Here is a 19055-nt window from a genome sequence, read left to right on the forward strand (position 1 = left end):
CCTTGCTCCGGTTGTTTTGCGCCGCATCGTGCAGCGGATGGACCGTAGTCTAGGTGACGCATGCAAAGGCATCAGGACAAGGGCTTTCGAATTTCGGACAAGACGCGGGTTTTGCGGCGCGCTGCACAGTCACGGTGCCGCCGCAGCGCGCGGCGCGCCGGGCGAATGCCGCGCCTGAGCGCCCAGCCGGAGCCGCGAACCCGGAAACGCGAACCCGGGCCGCTAACCCTGAACCGCTAACCCGGCTGCCCCGCTTCATCCGGCTGCGCCGCCTGAGCACGCCGCTGATGATCCGCCGCCAGAAACATATACATCGCCGGCACGACGAACAACGTGAACAGCGTGCCGATCGACATCCCCGTGAAGATCACGAGCCCCATCGCATTGCGGCCCGCCGCACCCGCGCCCGACGCGATCACGAGCGGCAGCACGCCGAGCACCATCGCGGCCGTCGTCATGAGGATCGGGCGCAGCCGCACGCTCGCGGCTTCCTCGACCGCTTCGCGCTTCGAGCGGCCCGCGCGCTGCAACTCGTTGGCGAACTGCACGATCAGAATGCCATGCTTGCTGACGAGCCCCATCAGCGTGACGAGCCCGACCTGCGTGTAGATGTTCAGCGTCGTCAGGCCGATGTTGATGAAGATGAGCGCGCCGAACAGCGCCATCGGCACCGAGATCAGGATCACGATCGGATCGCGGAAGCTCTCGAATTGCGCCGCGAGCGCGAGGAACACGATGATCGTCGCGAACATCAGCGTGAGGACGAAGCCGCCCGATTCCTGCACGAACTGCCGCGACGCGCCTGAGTAGTCGGCCGAATAGCCCGCTGGCGCGGCCTGCGCGGTCGCCTTGCGCAGAAAATCGAGCACCTGGCCTTGCGACACGCCCGGCACGGTCACGCCGGAGATCGTCGCCGAGTTCAGTTGCTGGAAGTGATTGATCGATTCGGGCACGACGCTGCGCTCGAGATGCGCGACCGTCGAAGCCGGCATCACGCTGCCGTCCGGCGTGCGCAGATAGTAGTCGAGCACCTGCGAGGGGTTGAGGCGGTCGGTTTGCAGCACCTGCGGAATCACCTTGTACGAGCGCCCGGCAATCGCGAAGTAGTTGACGTAGCCGCCACCGAGCGCCGAGCCGAGCGCCTGGCCGACGTCGCTCTGCGAGAGCCCGAGCGAGGCGACCTTGTCGCGATCGACCACGAGCGTCGCTTCCGGCTTGTCGATCTTGAGATCGCTATCGACGAAGAAGAACATGCCGCTCTCGCGCGCTTTTTCCAGCACCGCCTGCGACACCTCGTTGAGGTTTTCGAACGGCTCCGTCGTGCTGATGACGAACTGCACCGGCAAGCCCTGCGAGCCCGGCAGCGGCGGAAACTGGAACGCCGCGACGCGCGCGCCCGCAATCTGATTCCACTTCTGCTGCAATTCCTGCTGCAGGACGGTCGCGTTCTTGCTGCGCTGATCCCAGGTCTTGAACAGCACGCCGCCGATGCCCTGGTTCAGCGTCGGCGAACCCGTGAGCTGGAACATCTGCGAGTATTCGGGCAGCGTTTTCGACGCGTCGAACACCTGGTCCGCGTAGGTCTGCATCTGCTGGATCGTCGCGTTCGGCGGGCCGAGAATCTGCGAGAGCACGACGCCCTGGTCTTCCTGCGGCGCAAGCTCCGATTGCGAGGTCATGAACAGATACACCGTGCCGCACAGCAGCAGCACGCCCATCAGGACGAACACGGGCCACGTGTCGAGCGTCGAGTGCAGCACGCGGCTATAACCGCGATGCACGCGCTCGAACTGCCGGTCGACGAAACGCGCGAAGCGCCCCGACTCCTGCTCGGCGCGGAAGAAGCGCGAGCACATCATCGGCGACAACGTGAGCGCGATCACGCCCGATACCGTCACCGCGCCCGCGAGCGTGAACGCGAACTCGGTGAAGAGCGCGCCCGTCAGACCGCCCTGAAAGCCGATCGGCGCATACACGGCGATCAGCACGACGGTCATCGCGAGGATCGGGCCGCCGAGTTCGCGCGCGGCGATCAGCGCGGCGTCGAACGGTGTCTTGCCTTCGTGCTTCATATGGCGGTCGACGTTCTCGACCACGATGATCGCGTCGTCCACCACGAGTCCGATCGCGAGCACGAGCGCGAGCAGCGTGAGCAGATTGATCGAGTAGCCGAGCACCTGCATCACGAAGAACGTGCCGATCAGCGACAACGGCATCGCGATCAACGGCACGATCACCGCGCGGAAGCTGCCGAGAAACAGGAAGATCACGATGGTCACGATCACGAGCGCTTCGACGAGCGTCTTGATGACTTCTGTGATTGCGGTGTTCACGAAGTCGGTCGCGTCGTACACGATGTCGCCGGTCATGCCGGTCGGGAACTGCTTCTGCAGATCGGGGAAGATCGCCTTCACGCGCTTCGCCACGTCGAGAATGTTCGCATCCGGCGCGACCTTGATGCCGATGAACACCGAACGCTTGCCGCTGAACGCGACGTTGAAGTCGTAGCTGTCGGCGCCGAGCACGACATCCGCGACGTCGTCTAGACGCACGATCGAGCCGTTCTTCTGCTTGACGACGAGCTGCTTGAAATCGTCGACCGTATGCAGGTCCGTGCCCGCGTTCAGGTCGACACTGACCATCTGCCCCTTCGTCGTGCCGAGCGTCGCGAGATAGTTGTTGTTGCCGAGCGCCGTGAACACGTCGGTCGCGCTCACGCCGTGCGCGGCGAGCCGCGCCGAATCGAGCCATGCGCGCATCGCGAACTGCCGGCCGCCGAGCACTTCGGCGGTTTGCACGCCCTCGATCGAATCGAGCTTCGGCTTGACCACGCGCAGCAGATAATCGGTGACGTTGTTGCTCGGCAGCACGCTGCTGTAGAAGCCCATGTACATCGCGTCGGTGGTCTGCCCAGTCTGCACCGTGAGCACCGGCTGCTGCGCTTGCGGCGGCAACTGGTTGCGCACCGAGCCGATCTGCGTGTTGATCTCGGTGAGCGCGCGGTTCGCGTCGTAGTTCAGGCGCAGCGTCGCGATGATCGTCGACACGCCCGTGATGCTCGTCGAGGACATGTAGTCGATGCCTTGCGCCTGGGCGATCGCCGCTTCGAGCGGCTGCGTGATGAAGCCGGCGATGGTGTCCGCGTTCGCGCCATAGTAGGCCGTGGTGATCGTCACGACCGCGTTTTCGGTCTGCGGATACTGGCTCACCTTGAGCACCGCGAGCGCGCGCAGCCCGAGCACGAGAATCAGCAGGCTCACGACCGAAGCGAGTACGGGCCGGCGGATGAAGATGTCGGTGAACATGATCGCGCGGCCTCTCTCACTGTTCCTGCGGCGTCGGGTTCGGACTGTCCGCCGGCTGCACGCTGTTGTTGATGATGAGCGGCGTGCCGTTCTTGAGCTTGATCTGGCCGCTCGTCACGACCTGGGTGCCGTCGCCGACGCCTTTGAGAATCGCCACCTGGTCGCCGCGCGTCGGGCCCGGCGTCACGAACACCTGCTGTGCGACCGGCAGCGTCTTGCCCTGCGCGTTCGGCTGCGTGCCGGGCTTCACGACGAACACGGTCGCGCCGTACGGGTTGTAGGTGATTGCCGTTTGCGGCAGCGTCAGGTAGCGCTGCTCGGCGCCCGAGTCGATCTTCACGTTCGCGTACATGCCGGGCAGCAGCTTGCGCTCGTGATTGTCGACGCTCGCCTCGATCTGCACGTTGCGTGTCGCGCTGTCGACCTTCGGGCTCACCGACTGGATCTTGCCGGTGAAGGTTTGCCCGCTGTAGGCGTTGGTGTCGACGGCGACGGTCGCGCCGATCGCGAGCTGGCCGAGCTGCTGCTGCGGCACGGAGAAGTCGGCGTAGATCGGATCGATCGCTTGCAGCGTGACGATCGCGTCGCCCGGGTTGAGGTACTGCCCCGGATTGACCGTCGTAATGCCGAGGCGCCCCGCGAACGGCGCGCGTATCGTTTTCTTGTCGACGAGCGCGGCCTGCTGCGCGACCTGCGCCTTCTTGCCTTTGAGATCGGCCGCGTCCGCGTCGAGCTGCGCCTTGGCGATCGCCTTGATGTCGTACTGCGCGCGGTCGCGGTCGTAGACCGTCTGCGCGAGTTCGGCCGCGGCCTGGAGCGACTGCAGCAGCGCGATGTCGCTATCGGCGTTGAGTCTCACGAGGATCTGCCCGGCTTTCGCTTCCTGCCCCGAGGCGAACGCGACCTCGCGCACGAGGCCCGCGACTTCGGTCGTCACGTCGACGCCGCGCACCGCGCGCAGGCTGCCGACCGCCGCGAGCTGCGGCTGCCACGTCTGATAGTGGACGACCACCGCCGACACCGTGGCGGGCGGCGCGGTATTGGCCGCCATGAACTTCGCGAACATATGCGCGCGGAACAGGTTGAAGCCGACGAGCGCGGCGAGCAGCAGGCCGACGCAGATCAGCATGATCAGCATCCGCTTCGTCATTCGCTTCGTCATCGGTTTTCTTTCGATCATCGTGGTGTCCTTGTCCGGCGCGGGACGAGCTGCCGGGCTTTGCGTGCATTCGTTTTTCGACCTGCTGCGTGATCGTTGGCGCTTGACCGTGCGTGTCGCGAGGGCAAGGTCAATGCGCCGCTGCTGTGTCTGCTGTCGCTCCTGCTGCTGAAGATGATGACGACGGCCCGGCTGCGGCGGCCGCCGCAGCGTTCCACCAGCCGCCGCCGAGCGCTTGGAACAGCGCCGCGGTGTCGGCGTAGCGCGATGCCTGGGCCTGCGCGAGGCTGACCACCGTTTGCTGATACTGGCGTTGCGCATCGAGCAGCGCGAGATAGCTCACGCCGCCGACGCGATACTGTCCGCGCGTGAGTTCGAGCGAATCGCTCGCGGAGCGCGACGCGTCGGTCTGCGCTTGCACGCTCGACGCGTCGTGTTCGAGCGCGCGCAGCGAATCCGCGACATTCTGGAACGCGAGCAGCACCGTTTCGCGATATTGCGCGCCGGCCTGCTCGTACGCGGCTTCGGCGGCGCGCTTTTGCGCGCTCAACTGTCCGCCGTGAAAGACCGGTTGCAGCAGACCCGCGCCAACGCTCCAGATCGTGCTGCCGGCCCGCAGGACTTGCGCCGGCGTCAGCGCTTCGGCGCCGTAGCTCGCGGAGAGCGTGATCTGCGGATACATCGCCGCGGTCGCGACGCCGACCTGCGCGCTCGCTTGATGCAGCACGGCATCGGCGGCGAGGATGTCGGGGCGCTGGCGCACGAGCGACGATGGCAGGCTCACGGGCAGCGTCTCGGGCAGCGAGAACATCTCGAGCGTGAATTCGGGCAGCGTGGCGTCGCTCGGCAGCTTGCCGGCGAGCACCGCAAGCAGGTGGCGCGCCTGATCGAGCTGCTGGCGCAGCGGCGGCAGCGTCGCGCGGGTCTGCGCGAGCAGCGTCTGCTGCGCGAGCACGGCCGTGCGGCTCACGCCGCCGAGTTCGAATTGCCTGGCGAGCACGGTCAGTTGCTCGTCTTCCTCGGCGGCGATCCGCTCGGTTGCGTCGATCTGCGCGCGCACCGACGCTTCCTTGACGGCCGCCGTCACGATGTTGGCCGACATCGCGAGATAGGCCGCCTGCAACTGGAAGCTCTGATAGTCGATCTGCGCGTGCAGCGCTTCGAGTTCGCGCCGCGCGCCGCCGAACACGTCGAGCTTGTACGACACGTTCACCGACGCGTTGTAGAGATTGAATTCGTCGACGAGGCCGGGTTGGCCGAACGTGATGCCGTTCAGCTTTTCGCGCGTGGCGTTCAGTTGCGCGTCGACGCTCGGCAGCAGGGTGCCGCCCGCTTGCGCCGAGAAGTTTTCGCGCGCCTGGCGCAAGGCGGCTTGCGCCGCGACGATGTTCGGACTATTGGCGATCGCCTCACTGATCAGCGCATCGAGCGGTTCGCAGTGAAACAGTGTCCACCACTGAGCGGGGATGTCCTCGCCGGGCACGAAGCGCTGCGGCAGGCCGGCGGGGCCGGGCGTGGAGGCCGTCTGCGCGGGCAGCGGCGTCGCGGTGTAGGTGTCGGTGGGCGGCGCGGGCGGCGTGCGGTAGTCGGGGCCGACCATGCAGCCGGCCAGCGCGACGCAGCCGCAAAGCGCGGCATACAGGCGTCGTCCGACAATACGCTGACTAACGTCGATCATCGATCCACCTTGTATCGCCAGTGTTTGACCCAGCGAGAGGAGCGGACGGGGATGTTCAGCTCACCCGAACGTTTTGGCGTCGCCTCGCTGACACTCGAATTTACCATGCGCGGCGCGCGCTGCACGTAGCCTGCCATGGCCGGCTGGCGGAGGTGAGTACGAGATCACGTAGGAGGGGCTTCGAGCGCGTGCATCGCGCGAGGTTTCAGGCTTCGCGAGGCGCCGCCGGCAGGCTACCGCCGCGCCTTCGCTTGGGTGGCGAGCCTGGCGCCGCAGGAGTCGCGGATCACCAACTCGGCGATTCGCTGGACCAGCAGGCTTTTTTCCGGGGTTTTGCCTTGCATCTGGGCCAGTAGCGCCTGCATGGCGTCTCGTCCCCCGCCGATGGGATCGGTGCGCATCGTAGTCAACGATGGCGTAGCGAACGCGGCGAGCGGGATATCGTCGTAGCCGATGAGCGCGACGTCCTGTGGAATGCGCATGCCTGCTTCCGTCAACGCCTTGATTGCTCCAAAGGCGATCGTGTCATTGCCGGCGAACAGGGCGGTGAATTTCACGCGACGCTCGATCAGACGCTGGGTCGCCAGGTAGCCGCTTTTCGCGTCGATGTCCGCATACTCGGCCCACGCCGGATCCACCTCGATGCCGCGTGCCTCGAGCGCTTCGCGCCAGCCGCGCTCGCGCTCGCTGACCGAATGATATTCACGCTTCGCGAAACTGACATAGGCGATGCGCTCGTGCCCGAGGTTCATCAGATGTTCGGTGGCGATGCGCGCGGAGCGGATAGTGTCGACCCCCATCGAGTAAATGCCCTCCACATTCGTCGCGTTGCGGCCGAACAGCACCATGGGCACGCCCGCGTCGTGAAGCCGCTGCAGATGCTCGTGCTCGGTGGTGCGCAGGTTGACCACGATCAGCCCGTCGATGCTGCGGCTGCGCACCAGGTTGACGAATCCGCCCGCTTCCTGACCCTCGTCCTCGGTCGATTCGACCAGCAGTTTCAGTCCCTGCTGCCGGCACACTTCATTGACGCTCGCGAACAGTTGCGCGAGAAACGAATCCGCGTAGAGATGGGATGCGCTCGGAATCACGATGGCAACCGTGCCGGTCGTGCCGGTTGCCAGCATCCGGGCGGCGGCGTTGGGCTCGTAGCCTAATTCGCGTGCGGCCTGCAAGACACGCTCGCGCGTCGCGGCGCTGATGCCCTGGTCCGTCACATTGTTCAGGACAAAGGACACCGCGGTGCGCGACACGCCGGCGCGGCGTGCAACCTGGATGCTGGTGGGGCGACTCTTTTTGTTCGAGGACATCGGTGGGCTGTCAGGAATGCAAATACTCCGGCAGGTACGCCGCATGAGCATGCAGTAACTCGTCGACCATCGCGCGGATCTGTTCGAGATCGAGCGTGGCCGCTGTATGCGGATCGAGCATGGCTGCATGATACACATGCTCCCGATTCTGGTTTAGAACCGCCTCGACAACGAGTTCCTGCACGTTGACGTTGGTGCGCATCAGCGCCGCCAGTTGAACAGGCAGGGCGCCGACGCGCGTGGGCTGTACGCCGTTCGCGTCGACCACGCAGGGCACCTCGACCGCGCAGCCTTGCGGCAGATTGTCGATCAGATGGTGATTGAGGACGTTGCCATAAATCACGCTGGGCTTGCCGGTCACCATCGAATGAATAATGGTGCTGCCGTACTCGACCGAGCGCTTGATGGTATCGAGCCCCTCGAGCAGGCGTGCCGCGTTGGCAAGTTCGCGCGGCATCACGTGAATCTGCGCGGCGGCAAGTTCAGCCTCGAGCGTACTCACGTCCTGAGAGCCGGGATTTTCCAGTTCGCGTTCGATATACGGCCAGGCGTGCTCGAAGACCTGGCAACGGCCCGGATATTCGTCCAGCGGGATGTTGTACTTATGCAGCAGTTCTTCGCGGCCTTGCTTGATGAACCACGGCACGTACTCGCTGAAATGCTCGCTCGATTCGGTCGGGAAATAACCGAGCTGACGAAGCATTTCATACCGCACCCGGTTCCATTCGGGCATGGTGCCGGCGCGCTGGATCGCCTTCAGTCGCGGCAGCAGGTCTTCGCCCCGGTGTTCGAACTTCAGATAAAACGCCATGTGATTGATGCCCGCACAGCGGTAGTCGATCTCGTCGACGGGAATCCGCAGATCGTTGGCGAGTTCCTGGGCCGTGTGCTGCACGCTATGGCATAGCCCGACGGTCGGCACGCGCCTGGCGGAGCGATTGAGCGCCCACGTGATCATCGCCATCGGGTTGACGTAGTTCAGGTGAACCGCGCCGTCCGCGCACACTGCCTCCATGTCGCGCAGCATCTCCAGCTGCACGGGAATCGTACGCAAGCCACGCATGATCCCGCCGATCCCCAGGGTGTCGCCGATCGTCTGCTCAAGACCGAATTTCCTCGGGATTTCGAAATCGGTGACGGTAGCGGGCCGATAACCACCCACCTGAATCGTATTGATCACGAAACGCGCGCCGTCGAGCGCACGGCGGCGATCGATCGAGGCCGTAATCGCCGGCTTCACGCCGAGCCGGCTCGCGATGCGCTGGGCGACCTTTTCCGCGAGCCGCAGACGGTGCTCGTCGATGTCGTGCAGCGCGATCTCGCAGTCGGACAGTTCGGCATACGAAAGGATGTCGCCCAGCAGGTTGCGCGTGAACACGATGCTGCCGGCTCCAATGAGCGCGATCTTGATGCGGGATGAAGTCATGGGGAATCTCGACGATGAACGGTGTGGGAGAGCGCGTCGCTACGTCTGCCGGCCGGCGGGACGACGGGGCACGAATCGGTCGCATTCTAAAGCGGAAAATCAAAAAACTAAAGCGTGTTAGCCGAGGGTTTTCACGTACTGTTCAAAGCGGGTCGAAGCAAGCAAAGTAGCGAATCTAACGCGGGTTAGCCAATTCTGCGGGGCCTTTCTGCCTTGCAGGACTCGCCAGGCCCGGAATCTGAGGAGACAAAGGATGGATCAGGTGTCACCAGGCCTCGTCGGACAGCCTGCCAAGCCGGTGTCCGCCGCCCCTGCACCGGCTCAGCCGGAGCGCTGGGTCGCGGCGAGGACATGGGCGCTGGGGCGTAGCCGCCGTGCAGAAACCCTCACCGCCTGGGCGCTGGTCCTGCCGGCACTGGTCGGCTTCACCGTCTTCTACGGCTGGCCCATGCTGCGAGCGATCGAAATCAGCTTTACCGACTGGAATCTGCTGCGTCCGCCGCAATTCGTCGGCTTCGACAACTATCGTGCGATGCTGCAGGACGGCCAGTTCTGGCAGGCCATGAAGCTCTCGGCTTATTACGTTGCACTGAATATTCCGCTGCAAACGGTGCTCGGACTCTTTCTCGCCGTGGCGATGGACCGCTTGTCGCGGTCGCTGTTCATCAAGTCGGTGGTCCTGTTGCCGTACCTGCTCTCCAACGTGCTCGTCGCGATGATGTGGCTGTGGATGCTCGACCCGCTGCTCGGCTGGGTCAACTTCGTTCTTGGTGGAGTCGGCATCGACCGCCAGCCCTTTTTTGGCGGCGTCGACCAGGCGCTCATCACCGTGGCGGCCGTCAACATCTGGCGCTATACGGGACTCGTCGCGATGCTCTTTCTGGCCGGTTTGCAGAACATCCCGCGCACGCTCTACGAGGCGGCCACGCTCGAAGGCGCCGGCGAATGGCAGATGTTTCGGCGCATCACGCTGCCATTGTTGCGGCCGGTCATGGTGTTCGTGCTGGTCACGAGCGTCACCGGCTCGTTCCAGATTTTCGACACGATTGCCGTGACGACCAAGGGCGGTCCGCTGGATTCGACCCGGGTGCTCGTCTACTACATCGTCGAGAACGCATTCAGCTTCTACAAGATGGGATATGCCTCGGCGATGTCGGTGACCTTGTGCGTGCTGATGTTGCTGTACACGGTGATCCAGATGCGCGTGATGCACGCGTCCGAAAACGATCTGGCGTAAATGCCGGTCCTGACATCGCTTTGCCGAGGGAGAGCTTCGACATGAACCGAATCGCAACGGCCGGCTTCGTGCCCCGGCGCCGCGCGCTGAAACTGACGCCGGGCAGGGTGCTGGCGTGGGCCGCGCTGGCCGTGATGCTGGCGACGACCCTGACGCCGCTCTGGATAGTGCTGAAGACGGCGTTGACCCATTCCGACGATCTTTATCTGCAATCGACGCAACTGCTTCCGGGCAATCCGACGCTCGTCAATTTCAAGCGCGTACTGGGTTTGCTGAGCGCCGACGAGAGTCTCGCAGAGGGCGGCTCCGGCGCGAACATCGATTTCCTGCGCGCGCTCGGCAATTCGATGCTGTTCACCTCGATCATCGTGGTGATGCAGATCACCTGCGGTGCGATGGCGGCGTACGCTTTCGCGCGACTGCGCTTTCCAGGCAGGCGGCTGCTGTTCGGACTGTTCGTCGGCTCGATGATGGTGCCGACCGTGGTGACATTCATTCCGAACTTCATTTTGATGAAGCAGCTTGGCTGGCTCAACACGATGCCGGGCATGGTGGCGCCGTTTTGCCTGATGCAGGGCTTTTCGGTTTTCTTTCTGCGCCAGTTCTTCCTGTCGATTCCACGGGACCTCGAAGAGGCTGCCTTGCTCGATGGCGCCACGCATCTCTACATTTTCGTACGCATCGTGTTGCCGCTCAGTCTGACGCCGCTTGCCACGATTGCGGTGCTCACCGGCATCAACATGTGGAACGAGTTCTTCTGGCCATATCTGGTGGGCAAGGACGAATTGCATCAGGTCATTCCGGTCGCGTTGCAGGCCTTCAAGTCTCAAACGCCGCAAGGCCAGCCTGACTGGACCGGGTTGATGGCCGCTACCGCGATTTCCATCCTGCCAACGATTGTTCTGCTGCTTGCATTGGGACGACGCGTGGTCGAGTCGGTGCAGTTCAGCGGCGGTAAATGAGCGACATCGGGACACGATGCAGTGACATCTGAAATTCAGAAAAGGAGACGATTGATGTTGAAAAAGAGAGTGGTGCTCACCTCCGCCATGATGGCTGTAGCGGTTTTGGCCTCGGCGAGCGCGTCGGCGGTCGACGTCCGCTATGTGCTGTGGGATGCGAATCAGATGCCGGCGTACCAGCAATGCGCGGTGGACTTCCACAAGAAGAACCCGGACATCGACATCAAGATCTCCCAGGTGGGCTGGGCCGACTACTGGTCGACACTGTCGACGGGTTTCGTCTCCGGCACGGCCCCCGACGTTTTTACGGATCACCTGAGCAAGTTCACGGAGTTCGCGAAGAGCGGTCAGATTGTCGACCTCGCGCCATATGTCAAACGCGATGGCTTCGATAGCGCCGCGTTCGAGCCGAATCTGTACGAGATCTGGGGACGTGACGGCAAGCAGTACGGTATGCCCAAGGACTGGGACACGATTGCGATGATCGTGAACCTCGACGCAGCAAAGAAAGCAGGAGTCAGTCTCGCCGACTTGCAATCGATGACGTGGAACCCGCGCGACGGTGGCAGTTTCGAGCAAATCATCAAGAAGCTGACGGTCGATACGCACGGCGCCAACGCACTGGATCCGAAGTTCGACAAGTCCAAGGTCGCGATGTACGGATATCAGAATGCGAGCAACGGCGACATGTCCGGTCAGACTCAGTGGAGCTTCTTCGCGGTGTCGGATGGCTTCAGGTTCCAGGATAAACCGTGGGCTCCCCGCTATTACTACGACGATCCGAAACTCGCGGAGACGCTGAACTGGATGGCGAGTTTGCCTCGCCAGGGTGTATCGGCGAGCTACGAAGACGCGAAGGCGCTGGGCGTGGATGCGATGTTCGCCGCCCGCCGCGTCGCCATCGTCACCGAGGGTTCCTGGATGATCAATTACTTCAAGCAGAACGCGCACTTCGATACGGCATGGGTGCCGCTGCCCGTCGGGCCGAGCGGTTCGCGCGCCACGATGTTCAACGGCCTGGGAGATTCGATCTGGACGGGTTCGAAAGTCAAGGACCAGGCGTGGAAGTGGGTCAAATATCTGGGATCGAGCGATTGCCAGAGCGTGGTCGCCGCGCGCGGCGTGGTGTTCCCGGCAATCAAGGGCATGGCCCAGAAAGCGGTGGAAGCACAGAAAGCCAGAGGCATCGACTCCAGCGCCTTCCTGACCATGGCGAAATCGAGAACTTTTCTTCCCCCGATCGGCGACAACGGCGCGGAGGTCAACGAGGTCATCACCAATGCGGTTGAATCGGTCCTGATCGGCAAGGCTGGCGCTGCCGACGCAATGAAGACGGCGAATGCCAAAGCGAACCAGCTCGTGAAAGACTGAGGGTCATCATGGCAAGTATTGAACTGCAATCAGTCTTCAAGGCTTATGGCGATCAATCCCCGGTGATTCGCGATGTCGATCTGTCGATCCGGGAGGGCGAGTTCTGCGTGTTCGTCGGCCCTTCCGGGTGCGGGAAATCGACACTGCTGCGGATGATCGCGGGTCTCGAAGACATCAGCGCGGGAAATCTGCTGATCGATTCGGTGCGGATGAACGAGACGCCGCCATCGCGGCGCGGCATCGCGATGGTATTTCAGAGCTACGCGCTGTTTCCGCATTTGAGCGTCTACGACAACATGGCCTTCGGCATGACGCTCGCCAGAATCAGCAAGGCTGTGATCCGCGAAAAGGTGACGGCGGCGGCCCGCCTGCTTCAGCTCGAACACCTGCTCGACAGAAAGCCGAAGCAGCTTTCCGGCGGACAGCGGCAGCGCGTCGCGATCGGGCGGGCGATCGTGCGTGAACCCGGCGTTTTCCTGTTCGACGAACCGCTGTCCAATCTCGATGCCGCGTTGCGTGTGCAAACCCGCTTCGAGATCGCAAAGATTCACCGCGACTTCGGCCGCGCGAGCACCATCTATGTCACGCATGACCAGGTCGAGGCGATGACGCTCGCCGATCGCATCCTGTTGCTCAACAGCGGCGACGCGGTGGCACGCGACGGTAGCGTCGCGCAATGCGGCTCGCCGCTCGAGCTCTATCATCAGCCTCGCAACATGTTCGTTGCGGGTTTCATCGGCTCGCCCAAAATGAACTTCCTGCCGGGCCTCCTGATCGAGGGCTACACCGATCGCGCCAGAGTGAAACTCGTAACAGGAGAGACGATTGAAGCGCTGGTCGACGCAAGCGCGTTGAAGCCCGGGGCGCCCGTGACGGTCGGCTTGCGTCCGGAACACGCGCAACTCGGCACGGTGTCGCAGCATCTCGTTCGCGAGGTGCACTGGCAGGAACGACTCGGGGAGTCGACCTATCTCTACGTCGATAGCGGAGTGGCTAACAAGCCGCTGGTCGTGAAGGCACCGGGCAATATGCATGCGACACCGGGGCAGCGAGTCGCCTTGTCGCTGCCGGCCGATGCGTTGCATCTGTTCGACGGTGAAGGGAAGGCGCTTACCCGGCGCGTCACCACTTCCGATATGCCGCTGCCGCAGGCCGCGTAAAGCTGAAACCCCGAGACCTCGCACGTCACGAGAAGACCGCGGACCGGTGAGGCGTCTCAGCCGATTTCACCCAGGCGTCCGGCAAAGACGCCGATCACCTCGCGAAGATCCTCGGGCGGCAAATTGCGCACCAATACGAGGATCGTTCCGGAAAACACCTTGCCTTTCCAGAACTTGAAAACGAGCGAGGCCAGTGCGCTCAGAGTCACGCCGGTCGCGGCAAACAGCGCTGTGATTGCCGGCACGTTGTCGCGGTAGAGGAACACCAGCAGACAACCGCCGAGAAACATGATCGCCACCATCGCGACGCACAGTTGGAAGTACTTGTCGCTGCGAGACTGGACCAAGGCGAGGTCCGCGACGAGTCGCTCCTGAGCGGCGCGGCGCTCGCGCTTCGTCTCCTCTTCCCCGGCGCGATCGGTGGGAACGCCCGCGATGGACGTCGGGTCTTCACCGAAGTGCGCGCTGCCCAGAAAGCTTTCCAACACTTTTCTTATTTCTTTCACGGTCGATCTCCGACTGAATGAGTGCGCGAACTTTGAAAACAGCATCTTCGAAGGGTGCTGGCGTCGCCGAGAGCAGATCTATCACACGCTGATAGATCAACAGGCGTGGCAGCGGATAAGTCCAATGCTCGTTACAGGCGACGTAGCAACCCGGCGCGCGTTGCTTGATGCGCGTCGCCATCAGCACGCATGTGCAGATGGTCAGATCGAGCATCCGGTCGAACGTAGGCGGAACGCTCGCGACAACCGTTTCGACGGTTTCAAAACCGTTTGCGAACTCTACCGAGGCTCCCCCCCGGAAGAAATGCGGCGCACACGACTCGAGAAGCAAGCGCCGCTCGTGCCAATGCGTCTGCAACGTGCTTGGCCGGCCCGGCGCCGCGTCCGCGTCATCTCGAAGCGGTACATCGCCGGCGCTGCTGAAGAGCGCCCTGTTCAATTCGGCGAGCCCGTTCTCCGCGCGCGGTGGAACGCCAGTCAACGCCTGCACCGCGCGATGAAGCGCATGGGCGGGATCGCCGAGCGCAGCGCCAAGCGCCTCCGGGTCGCGCAGGTCGCTTGCGCGAAAAAGCGCACTGCGCCAGTGTGAAAATACCGTCACGACTTCGAACCGCTCCATCAGTGCGAGAAGATCATCCAGTACCGCGTCGCGCTGCACCGTCACGCCTTTGCGTTCGAGTTGCCTGAGCCTCTTTTCGATCTGCTCCGCCTCGTTGCTCCAACGGCACCATGCGGCGTCCGGATCGCGTTCGCGCGAATTGCCGCGCAGAACGCCTTCGAAGATAAAGGAGCCTTCCTCGCGGACCAGAAAGCGCTGTACGAACCGGTCACGGGTGAGCGGCACGCCCACGGCCATTGCGCAATCGCTAGGCGAGACGATCGTTTTCATCGGACGTATCCGGGCTCGGGCGGCTGACCACGTAGAAGTCCTTGTTCTGCTTGTCGACGAACTGAAAGGACGTATCGTCGAACGAACCGTAGGCCACGTGCAGATCATGGCGCAGCTTGATCGACGCAAGCGCGACGTCGGGACTCTGAATGTTGTGCAGCATGGCCTGGATGTCGGCCAGCTTGACCTTGAGCGCGTCGCTGAGCGTATCGAAGAAGAGCCGTATTCTCACGAGCAGCGACGGGCCGCTTCCGATCGCGTCCACTTTCATCTCGAGGTCGATTGCGATCCGGTCTCCAGCCTGAATGGGCTCGGAAACGCGCACCGACTCGGCTGCCTTGGCCCAGTCGTAGCGAGCGTCGAGTACCGCCTTGAGCGCCTGCGGTTCCATCGTGCCGTCGCTCGTGGCGATCAGCCGCACGTCTTGCGACGAGTCCTGCAGCTTCACGGAGTTCAACAGGGAACGTGCGGATCTTTCGTCCATGTTGTGAAAATGAAGGTGCACGACTGCGTCGGAGTGCTGGGCGGCCAGCTGGCGCAGTGCGTCGACGGCCGCGGGCGGATTGGTGGCCTCGACGAACAGCCCGTCTGGACCATGAACGGAGAATTGCATGTTCGCGTCGCGCGTGATGATGAGCGGCACGGACAAGCCATGATCTTTCTGCGTGGTTGCGAAGGCGGCGAGCAGTTGCCCGTCCGAACCGCCGCCCGGTTCCGGCGCAAAGCGCCAGCCCGAACGGTAGCCTCCCGGTGGAATGCCGCCGCCGCCCATGCCGCGTCCCGCGCCTTGCGCGATATCGGCCGGAAGATGCAGCGTTTCGCTGACGTTGCGCATGTCCAGTTTCGCCTGCCTGAACGCGCTTTGGACGTCCTGCTCGATCAGAGCGGGATCGCGGCTGCCGGCATCGCGGCCGACGATGCGCTCGACTGCCGGCAGTCCGTCCGCATCCGCGTGGTTGTACAGCACGACAGGGTGGCCGTTCTGATCGACCACTTTCACCGTGCCGCGTGCCACGCTCGAATCGGCCTGATAGTCGAGAATGGCCGAAGAGAGGTTGTGTCCGCCCTGCACGTCGGCGCCGGGAACGCTGGCGGACGATATCACCACCGAAGGCGTGCGAATCCATCCAGACGTGGGCCGTTTGTTCCACTGCTCGACATAGGATTTCGCAACGGCGATTCTCACGCTGTTGTCGCGGGACAGATTCTGAAGCGCGTCCGCAACGTGAACCACGACCTTGAGCATGGCGTGGGTCTGCGCGTCGCTTTTGGCCGTTGCGACGCGAAACGCAACGGGGTCGGCGATTGCGTCGATCAGCGCTTCGCGCTGCGCGTCCGTGGCGGTGTCGAGGTAGGCGCGCAACTCGCTTTGCGCCTTGCGCGCGTCGTCCAGCATTTTGGTGAGTTCGGGATGAGCAGCCTCCAGATCGGGCGCGGATAGACCCGCGGACAGGAAGTTGTCCAGTACCTGCGCCGTGGTCTCGTGCGCGCCGTCGAAGCGCGGCGCGGCTCGCACGGGTTCGGCGGCGGCATGAATGTCGAAGTGCACGAATAACTGGTATAGCGCCGCATATTGCACGACACGTGCGAGGTTGGCGTCGCCGAGCGTGCCGAACCAGTCATACGAAGCGTCTTCGGCTGCGCGCACGTTCGAGTTGTCACCGGCGAGATAGTCGATGGGCAGCGCACCCGTGCGGTGCAGCGCATACACATCGAAGTCACCTTGCTGAACGGCGTAGCCCGCGCCCTTGGTGTTCCAGTTGAAAGTCACCGAGCCGCCTTCTATCGTTTCTTTCGTCAGCAACGGCGAGGAGGGCGAAAACGAAGGTGGGTCGGGATAGCGGAAATTGACGTAGTGAACCTTGCCCCCCATCGACCAGGACTTGAGCATCTGATCGGTGACGTTCAGCAAACTGCCGTACTCGGTGTCAATGAGCTGATCGCTCAGATAGATCGGCGCCCAGTCGAGTTTTCGCGTGTCGTCGATGCGGCCCGCGAAAGCGAATGTTCTCTCATAGCTTTGCGATAGCTCGTCCCGGTCGGCCGAGGCGAGCAGCATGACGGTTTCGACGCGCAACGGCGGCAATGTGTCGACACGGTTGATGCGCTCACGCCCAATGATCACCACGTAGCCGTTGGCGGCACCCACGCCGCCCAGTACGAGATCGGTATCGAGTGCGAACTCGCGCGCCTCGGCGCGGGAGCTCGCCAGGTCCTTGTTCGCCGCGATGCACCACACTATGAAGCCGCGCTCCGTGGATGCGTATACGCCCCGTGCGCCGCGATCCAGAATCTGCTGCAGCGTCATGGCGGGGCCGCCTTGCAGCGACTGCAGACGAAGAACACCCGCGGACGGTGGAATTTCGCTATCGGGCGCGGCATTGAGTACGATCGATACACCGACGCCCAGGAGGATCAGAGTCAGGATAAAGCGCCGGCGGCGAATTGCCTGATAGACCAACACCGCGCCGATCAGGATCGTCAGCAGCGCGATCGTGCCGTTTTGCAGGGTCCACGTACCCGCGCGGCGCTCACGGTTATCGCCTATGAACCACTTCCAGATCTGCTTCGAGGTCAGGGTGACGTCGAGGCCGCTCAGACGGGAGGGCGGCGGGGTGTCGGCGATCGGCAGCGCGTACGCCTTATACGATGTGCCGTAGAGCCGGGTCGAGAGCATCGCGACGAGCGAATCGACTTGCGCTTGCGAGGCAGGCGGCAGATCGACGACCGCATCGATCAGAACACCGTTGTAGCCGATCCGTGATTTCTGCAGCGAGATCGCACTGAGCAGCGGCGAAATCTGCTTCAGATCTTCCAGCGTGACATCCGGCGGCGGTTCCGAGATCACGAGTGTCCTGTGACCATCCCCGCCGGGTTCGGATAGGGCAATGACCTGCATGTTGAGCGGATAAGTCGCTCGAAAGCGTACCCAGTCGTTCTGAGACTTGTGCGCATCCGCCCACGCGGCGGGTACGAGCAGGAAGCCTAGAAGCGCCGCAAGGTAAAGCAGGAGCGAGCGCACGGCGAGGGACGGGCAACCTCGTCCCGCAGCGCGCCGCGAACCCAATCCAGATTCGGCCGGGGCGGCCGCCATGTCGTGTTGACTGTCGGAGCGCATAACGCCTCCATCCGCGGTAAGGGACTACGGAGATGGGCTACTTCTGGCGTGTCGTCGTATCGTCGTGTCGAGAACGACGTGGAGGGGCGTTTTTTAACCGGAAGGTGGATACAGACTGGGATCTTCGACTATTTCTTGGAAGTCCACCTTGAACGATTCGTTATCCTCTGGAAATCATCCTGTGGATGATGGTTCGGAGAAGTCCAACGAACGATCAATCCGCATAGGAGAAAAATAGACGAAGGCGCCCGCTATCCGGATGGAATAGTGTCGTCATACGTGCGCCACCGAACCAAGCGGGTTAGCTCGGTGCTTTCACGAAACGCGCTTTACACGGCGTAAGGATGGCCATTCGATGGGGACGGTCTTTCTGCCCGGAACGGCGTTGGCTGACTGAAAGCTGGCGGGTTGCTGACGCCGACCCGACATGCAGCCGACAGCGCATCGCACCATCGCAACACACCATCGGCCGCCATGCCGAATCAACGGATCACACTACTGATGCTGCTGCAAATACTGCCTGACGTCGTTCAACGTTACCCTCCCTGAATGCGCGGTGTCGATCTCATCAAAATGCTTCGCGATATAGCCGAGCCCATCGCTTTGCGCCTGCGCCTTCGTAATCGCCGAGCCGTTGCTCAACGCCGAGTTTGCGCCGAGCCGGGCTTCCGTTCGCTGCTGGGCCTGCTGTTGCAGCGTCGTGCCGGTCGTCGGCGCGACAGCCGCGGCGCGGTTACGAGGAAAGAACGGACCGTCCACGCCGTGTCCGCCGTTGGGTAGCGTCACGGGGGCCACCTGCTGCGGCGGCAATGCGTGCGCACTGCCGATGACGGCGCCAAGGACGATCAACGGAAGCGCACGTCGCAATATATCGATTGGAGACATGATCATTCGCCATAAAAAGTAGTTAGAGGGTTTCGCGTGAAGCGCAAGC

Annotated in this window: 13 protein-coding genes; 4 read left to right on the forward strand and 9 right to left on the reverse strand. The window is 63.1% G+C overall.

Annotated elements, in window-relative coordinates; genetic code table 11:
* Positions 1–236: 236 nt before the first annotated feature.
* The 5 genes from B9Z01_RS21115 to melA form a co-directional block, all read right to left on the reverse strand.
* Entirely contained in the window at positions 237–3305 is a 3069-nt protein-coding gene (locus tag B9Z01_RS21115) for an efflux RND transporter permease subunit (RefSeq protein ID WP_275937512.1), read from the reverse strand.
* A gap of 16 nt (positions 3306–3321) precedes the next feature.
* Positions 3322–4485: an efflux RND transporter periplasmic adaptor subunit gene (locus tag B9Z01_RS21120; RefSeq protein WP_085486632.1), complete on the reverse strand. Its 1164-nt coding sequence runs from the start codon at positions 4483–4485 to the stop codon at positions 3322–3324.
* Positions 4486–4594: 109 nt separating this feature from the next.
* Positions 4595–6142, reverse strand: coding sequence for an efflux transporter outer membrane subunit (locus B9Z01_RS21125; RefSeq protein WP_085486634.1), 1548 nt, complete (start codon positions 6140–6142; stop codon positions 4595–4597).
* A 233-nt stretch (positions 6143–6375) separates the two neighbouring features.
* The gene (locus B9Z01_RS21130) at positions 6376–7452 is read right to left on the reverse strand and encodes a LacI family DNA-binding transcriptional regulator (RefSeq protein WP_167387543.1); all 1077 of its coding nucleotides are present in this window, start codon (positions 7450–7452) and stop codon (positions 6376–6378) included.
* Positions 7453–7462: 10 nt separating this feature from the next.
* Positions 7463–8878: an alpha-glucosidase/alpha-galactosidase gene (melA, locus tag B9Z01_RS21135; RefSeq protein WP_085486638.1), complete on the reverse strand. Its 1416-nt coding sequence runs from the start codon at positions 8876–8878 to the stop codon at positions 7463–7465.
* A 253-nt stretch (positions 8879–9131) separates the two neighbouring features.
* Between melA and B9Z01_RS21140 the strand changes: the two genes are divergently transcribed.
* Genes B9Z01_RS21140 through B9Z01_RS21155 form a run of 4 tightly spaced genes read left to right on the forward strand, consistent with a single transcriptional unit; the run spans position 9132 to position 13608 of the window.
* A complete protein-coding gene (locus B9Z01_RS21140; RefSeq protein WP_085486640.1) occupies positions 9132–10115 on the forward strand; it encodes a carbohydrate ABC transporter permease in 984 nt (327 codons plus the stop codon).
* 41 nt (positions 10116–10156) lie between these two features.
* Complete coding sequence (locus B9Z01_RS21145; protein ID WP_085486642.1) at positions 10157–11077, forward strand: carbohydrate ABC transporter permease; 921 nt, start codon at positions 10157–10159, stop codon at positions 11075–11077.
* 54 nt (positions 11078–11131) lie between these two features.
* Positions 11132–12448, forward strand: a complete 1317-nt coding sequence (locus B9Z01_RS21150) for an ABC transporter substrate-binding protein (RefSeq protein ID WP_244196107.1) — start codon at positions 11132–11134, stop codon at positions 12446–12448.
* An 8-nt stretch (positions 12449–12456) separates the two neighbouring features.
* A complete protein-coding gene (locus B9Z01_RS21155) occupies positions 12457–13608 on the forward strand; it encodes an ABC transporter ATP-binding protein (protein WP_085486646.1) in 1152 nt (383 codons plus the stop codon).
* Positions 13609–13664: 56 nt separating this feature from the next.
* Here the strand turns inward: B9Z01_RS21155 and B9Z01_RS21160 are convergent, their stop codons facing one another.
* The 4 genes from B9Z01_RS21160 to B9Z01_RS21175 all read right to left on the reverse strand — a co-directional run bounded on the left by B9Z01_RS21160 (position 13665) and on the right by B9Z01_RS21175 (position 19012).
* Positions 13665–14093, reverse strand: coding sequence for a hypothetical protein (locus B9Z01_RS21160; protein WP_085486648.1), 429 nt, complete (start codon positions 14091–14093; stop codon positions 13665–13667).
* Positions 14059–15003, reverse strand: coding sequence for a hypothetical protein (locus tag B9Z01_RS21165; protein WP_143809017.1), 945 nt, complete (start codon positions 15001–15003; stop codon positions 14059–14061). The genes B9Z01_RS21160 and B9Z01_RS21165 overlap by 35 nt, the downstream gene beginning before the upstream one ends.
* A complete protein-coding gene (locus tag B9Z01_RS21170) occupies positions 14981–18121 on the reverse strand; it encodes a hypothetical protein (protein ID WP_143809018.1) in 3141 nt (1046 codons plus the stop codon). Before B9Z01_RS21170 ends, B9Z01_RS21165 begins: the two co-directional genes overlap by 23 nt.
* 495 nt (positions 18122–18616) lie before the next feature.
* On the reverse strand, positions 18617–19012 hold the full coding sequence (locus tag B9Z01_RS21175) for a 2-oxoglutarate dehydrogenase (protein ID WP_085486654.1): 396 nt from the start codon (positions 19010–19012) through the stop codon (positions 18617–18619).
* Between the last annotated feature and the right edge of the window lie 43 nt (positions 19013–19055).

It is taken from the genome of Paraburkholderia susongensis (assembly GCF_900177725.1).
Classification (GTDB): domain Bacteria; phylum Pseudomonadota; class Gammaproteobacteria; order Burkholderiales; family Burkholderiaceae; genus Paraburkholderia; species Paraburkholderia susongensis.

Bases quoted from the DNA above. Each gene is read 5' to 3' on its own strand.
- B9Z01_RS21170 (WP_143809018.1), bottom strand. From the start codon at position 18,121: ATGCGCTCCGACAGTCAACACGACATGGCGGCCGCCCCGGCCGAATCT.
- B9Z01_RS21125 (WP_085486634.1), bottom strand. From the start codon at position 6,142: ATGATCGACGTTAGTCAGCGTATTGTCGGACGACGCCTGTATGCCGCG.
- B9Z01_RS21150 (WP_244196107.1), top strand. From the start codon at position 11,132: ATGTTGAAAAAGAGAGTGGTGCTCACCTCCGCCATGATGGCTGTAGCG.
- melA (WP_085486638.1), bottom strand. From the start codon at position 8,878: ATGACTTCATCCCGCATCAAGATCGCGCTCATTGGAGCCGGCAGCATC.
- B9Z01_RS21155 (WP_085486646.1), top strand. From the start codon at position 12,457: ATGGCAAGTATTGAACTGCAATCAGTCTTCAAGGCTTATGGCGATCAA.
- B9Z01_RS21140 (WP_085486640.1), top strand. From the start codon at position 9,132: ATGGATCAGGTGTCACCAGGCCTCGTCGGACAGCCTGCCAAGCCGGTG.
- B9Z01_RS21165 (WP_143809017.1), bottom strand. From the start codon at position 15,003: ATGAAAACGATCGTCTCGCCTAGCGATTGCGCAATGGCCGTGGGCGTG.
- B9Z01_RS21120 (WP_085486632.1), bottom strand. From the start codon at position 4,485: ATGATCGAAAGAAAACCGATGACGAAGCGAATGACGAAGCGGATGCTG.
- B9Z01_RS21145 (WP_085486642.1), top strand. From the start codon at position 10,157: ATGAACCGAATCGCAACGGCCGGCTTCGTGCCCCGGCGCCGCGCGCTG.
- B9Z01_RS21175 (WP_085486654.1), bottom strand. From the start codon at position 19,012: ATGATCATGTCTCCAATCGATATATTGCGACGTGCGCTTCCGTTGATC.
- B9Z01_RS21130 (WP_167387543.1), bottom strand. From the start codon at position 7,452: ATGTCCTCGAACAAAAAGAGTCGCCCCACCAGCATCCAGGTTGCACGC.
- B9Z01_RS21115 (WP_275937512.1), bottom strand. From the start codon at position 3,305: ATGTTCACCGACATCTTCATCCGCCGGCCCGTACTCGCTTCGGTCGTG.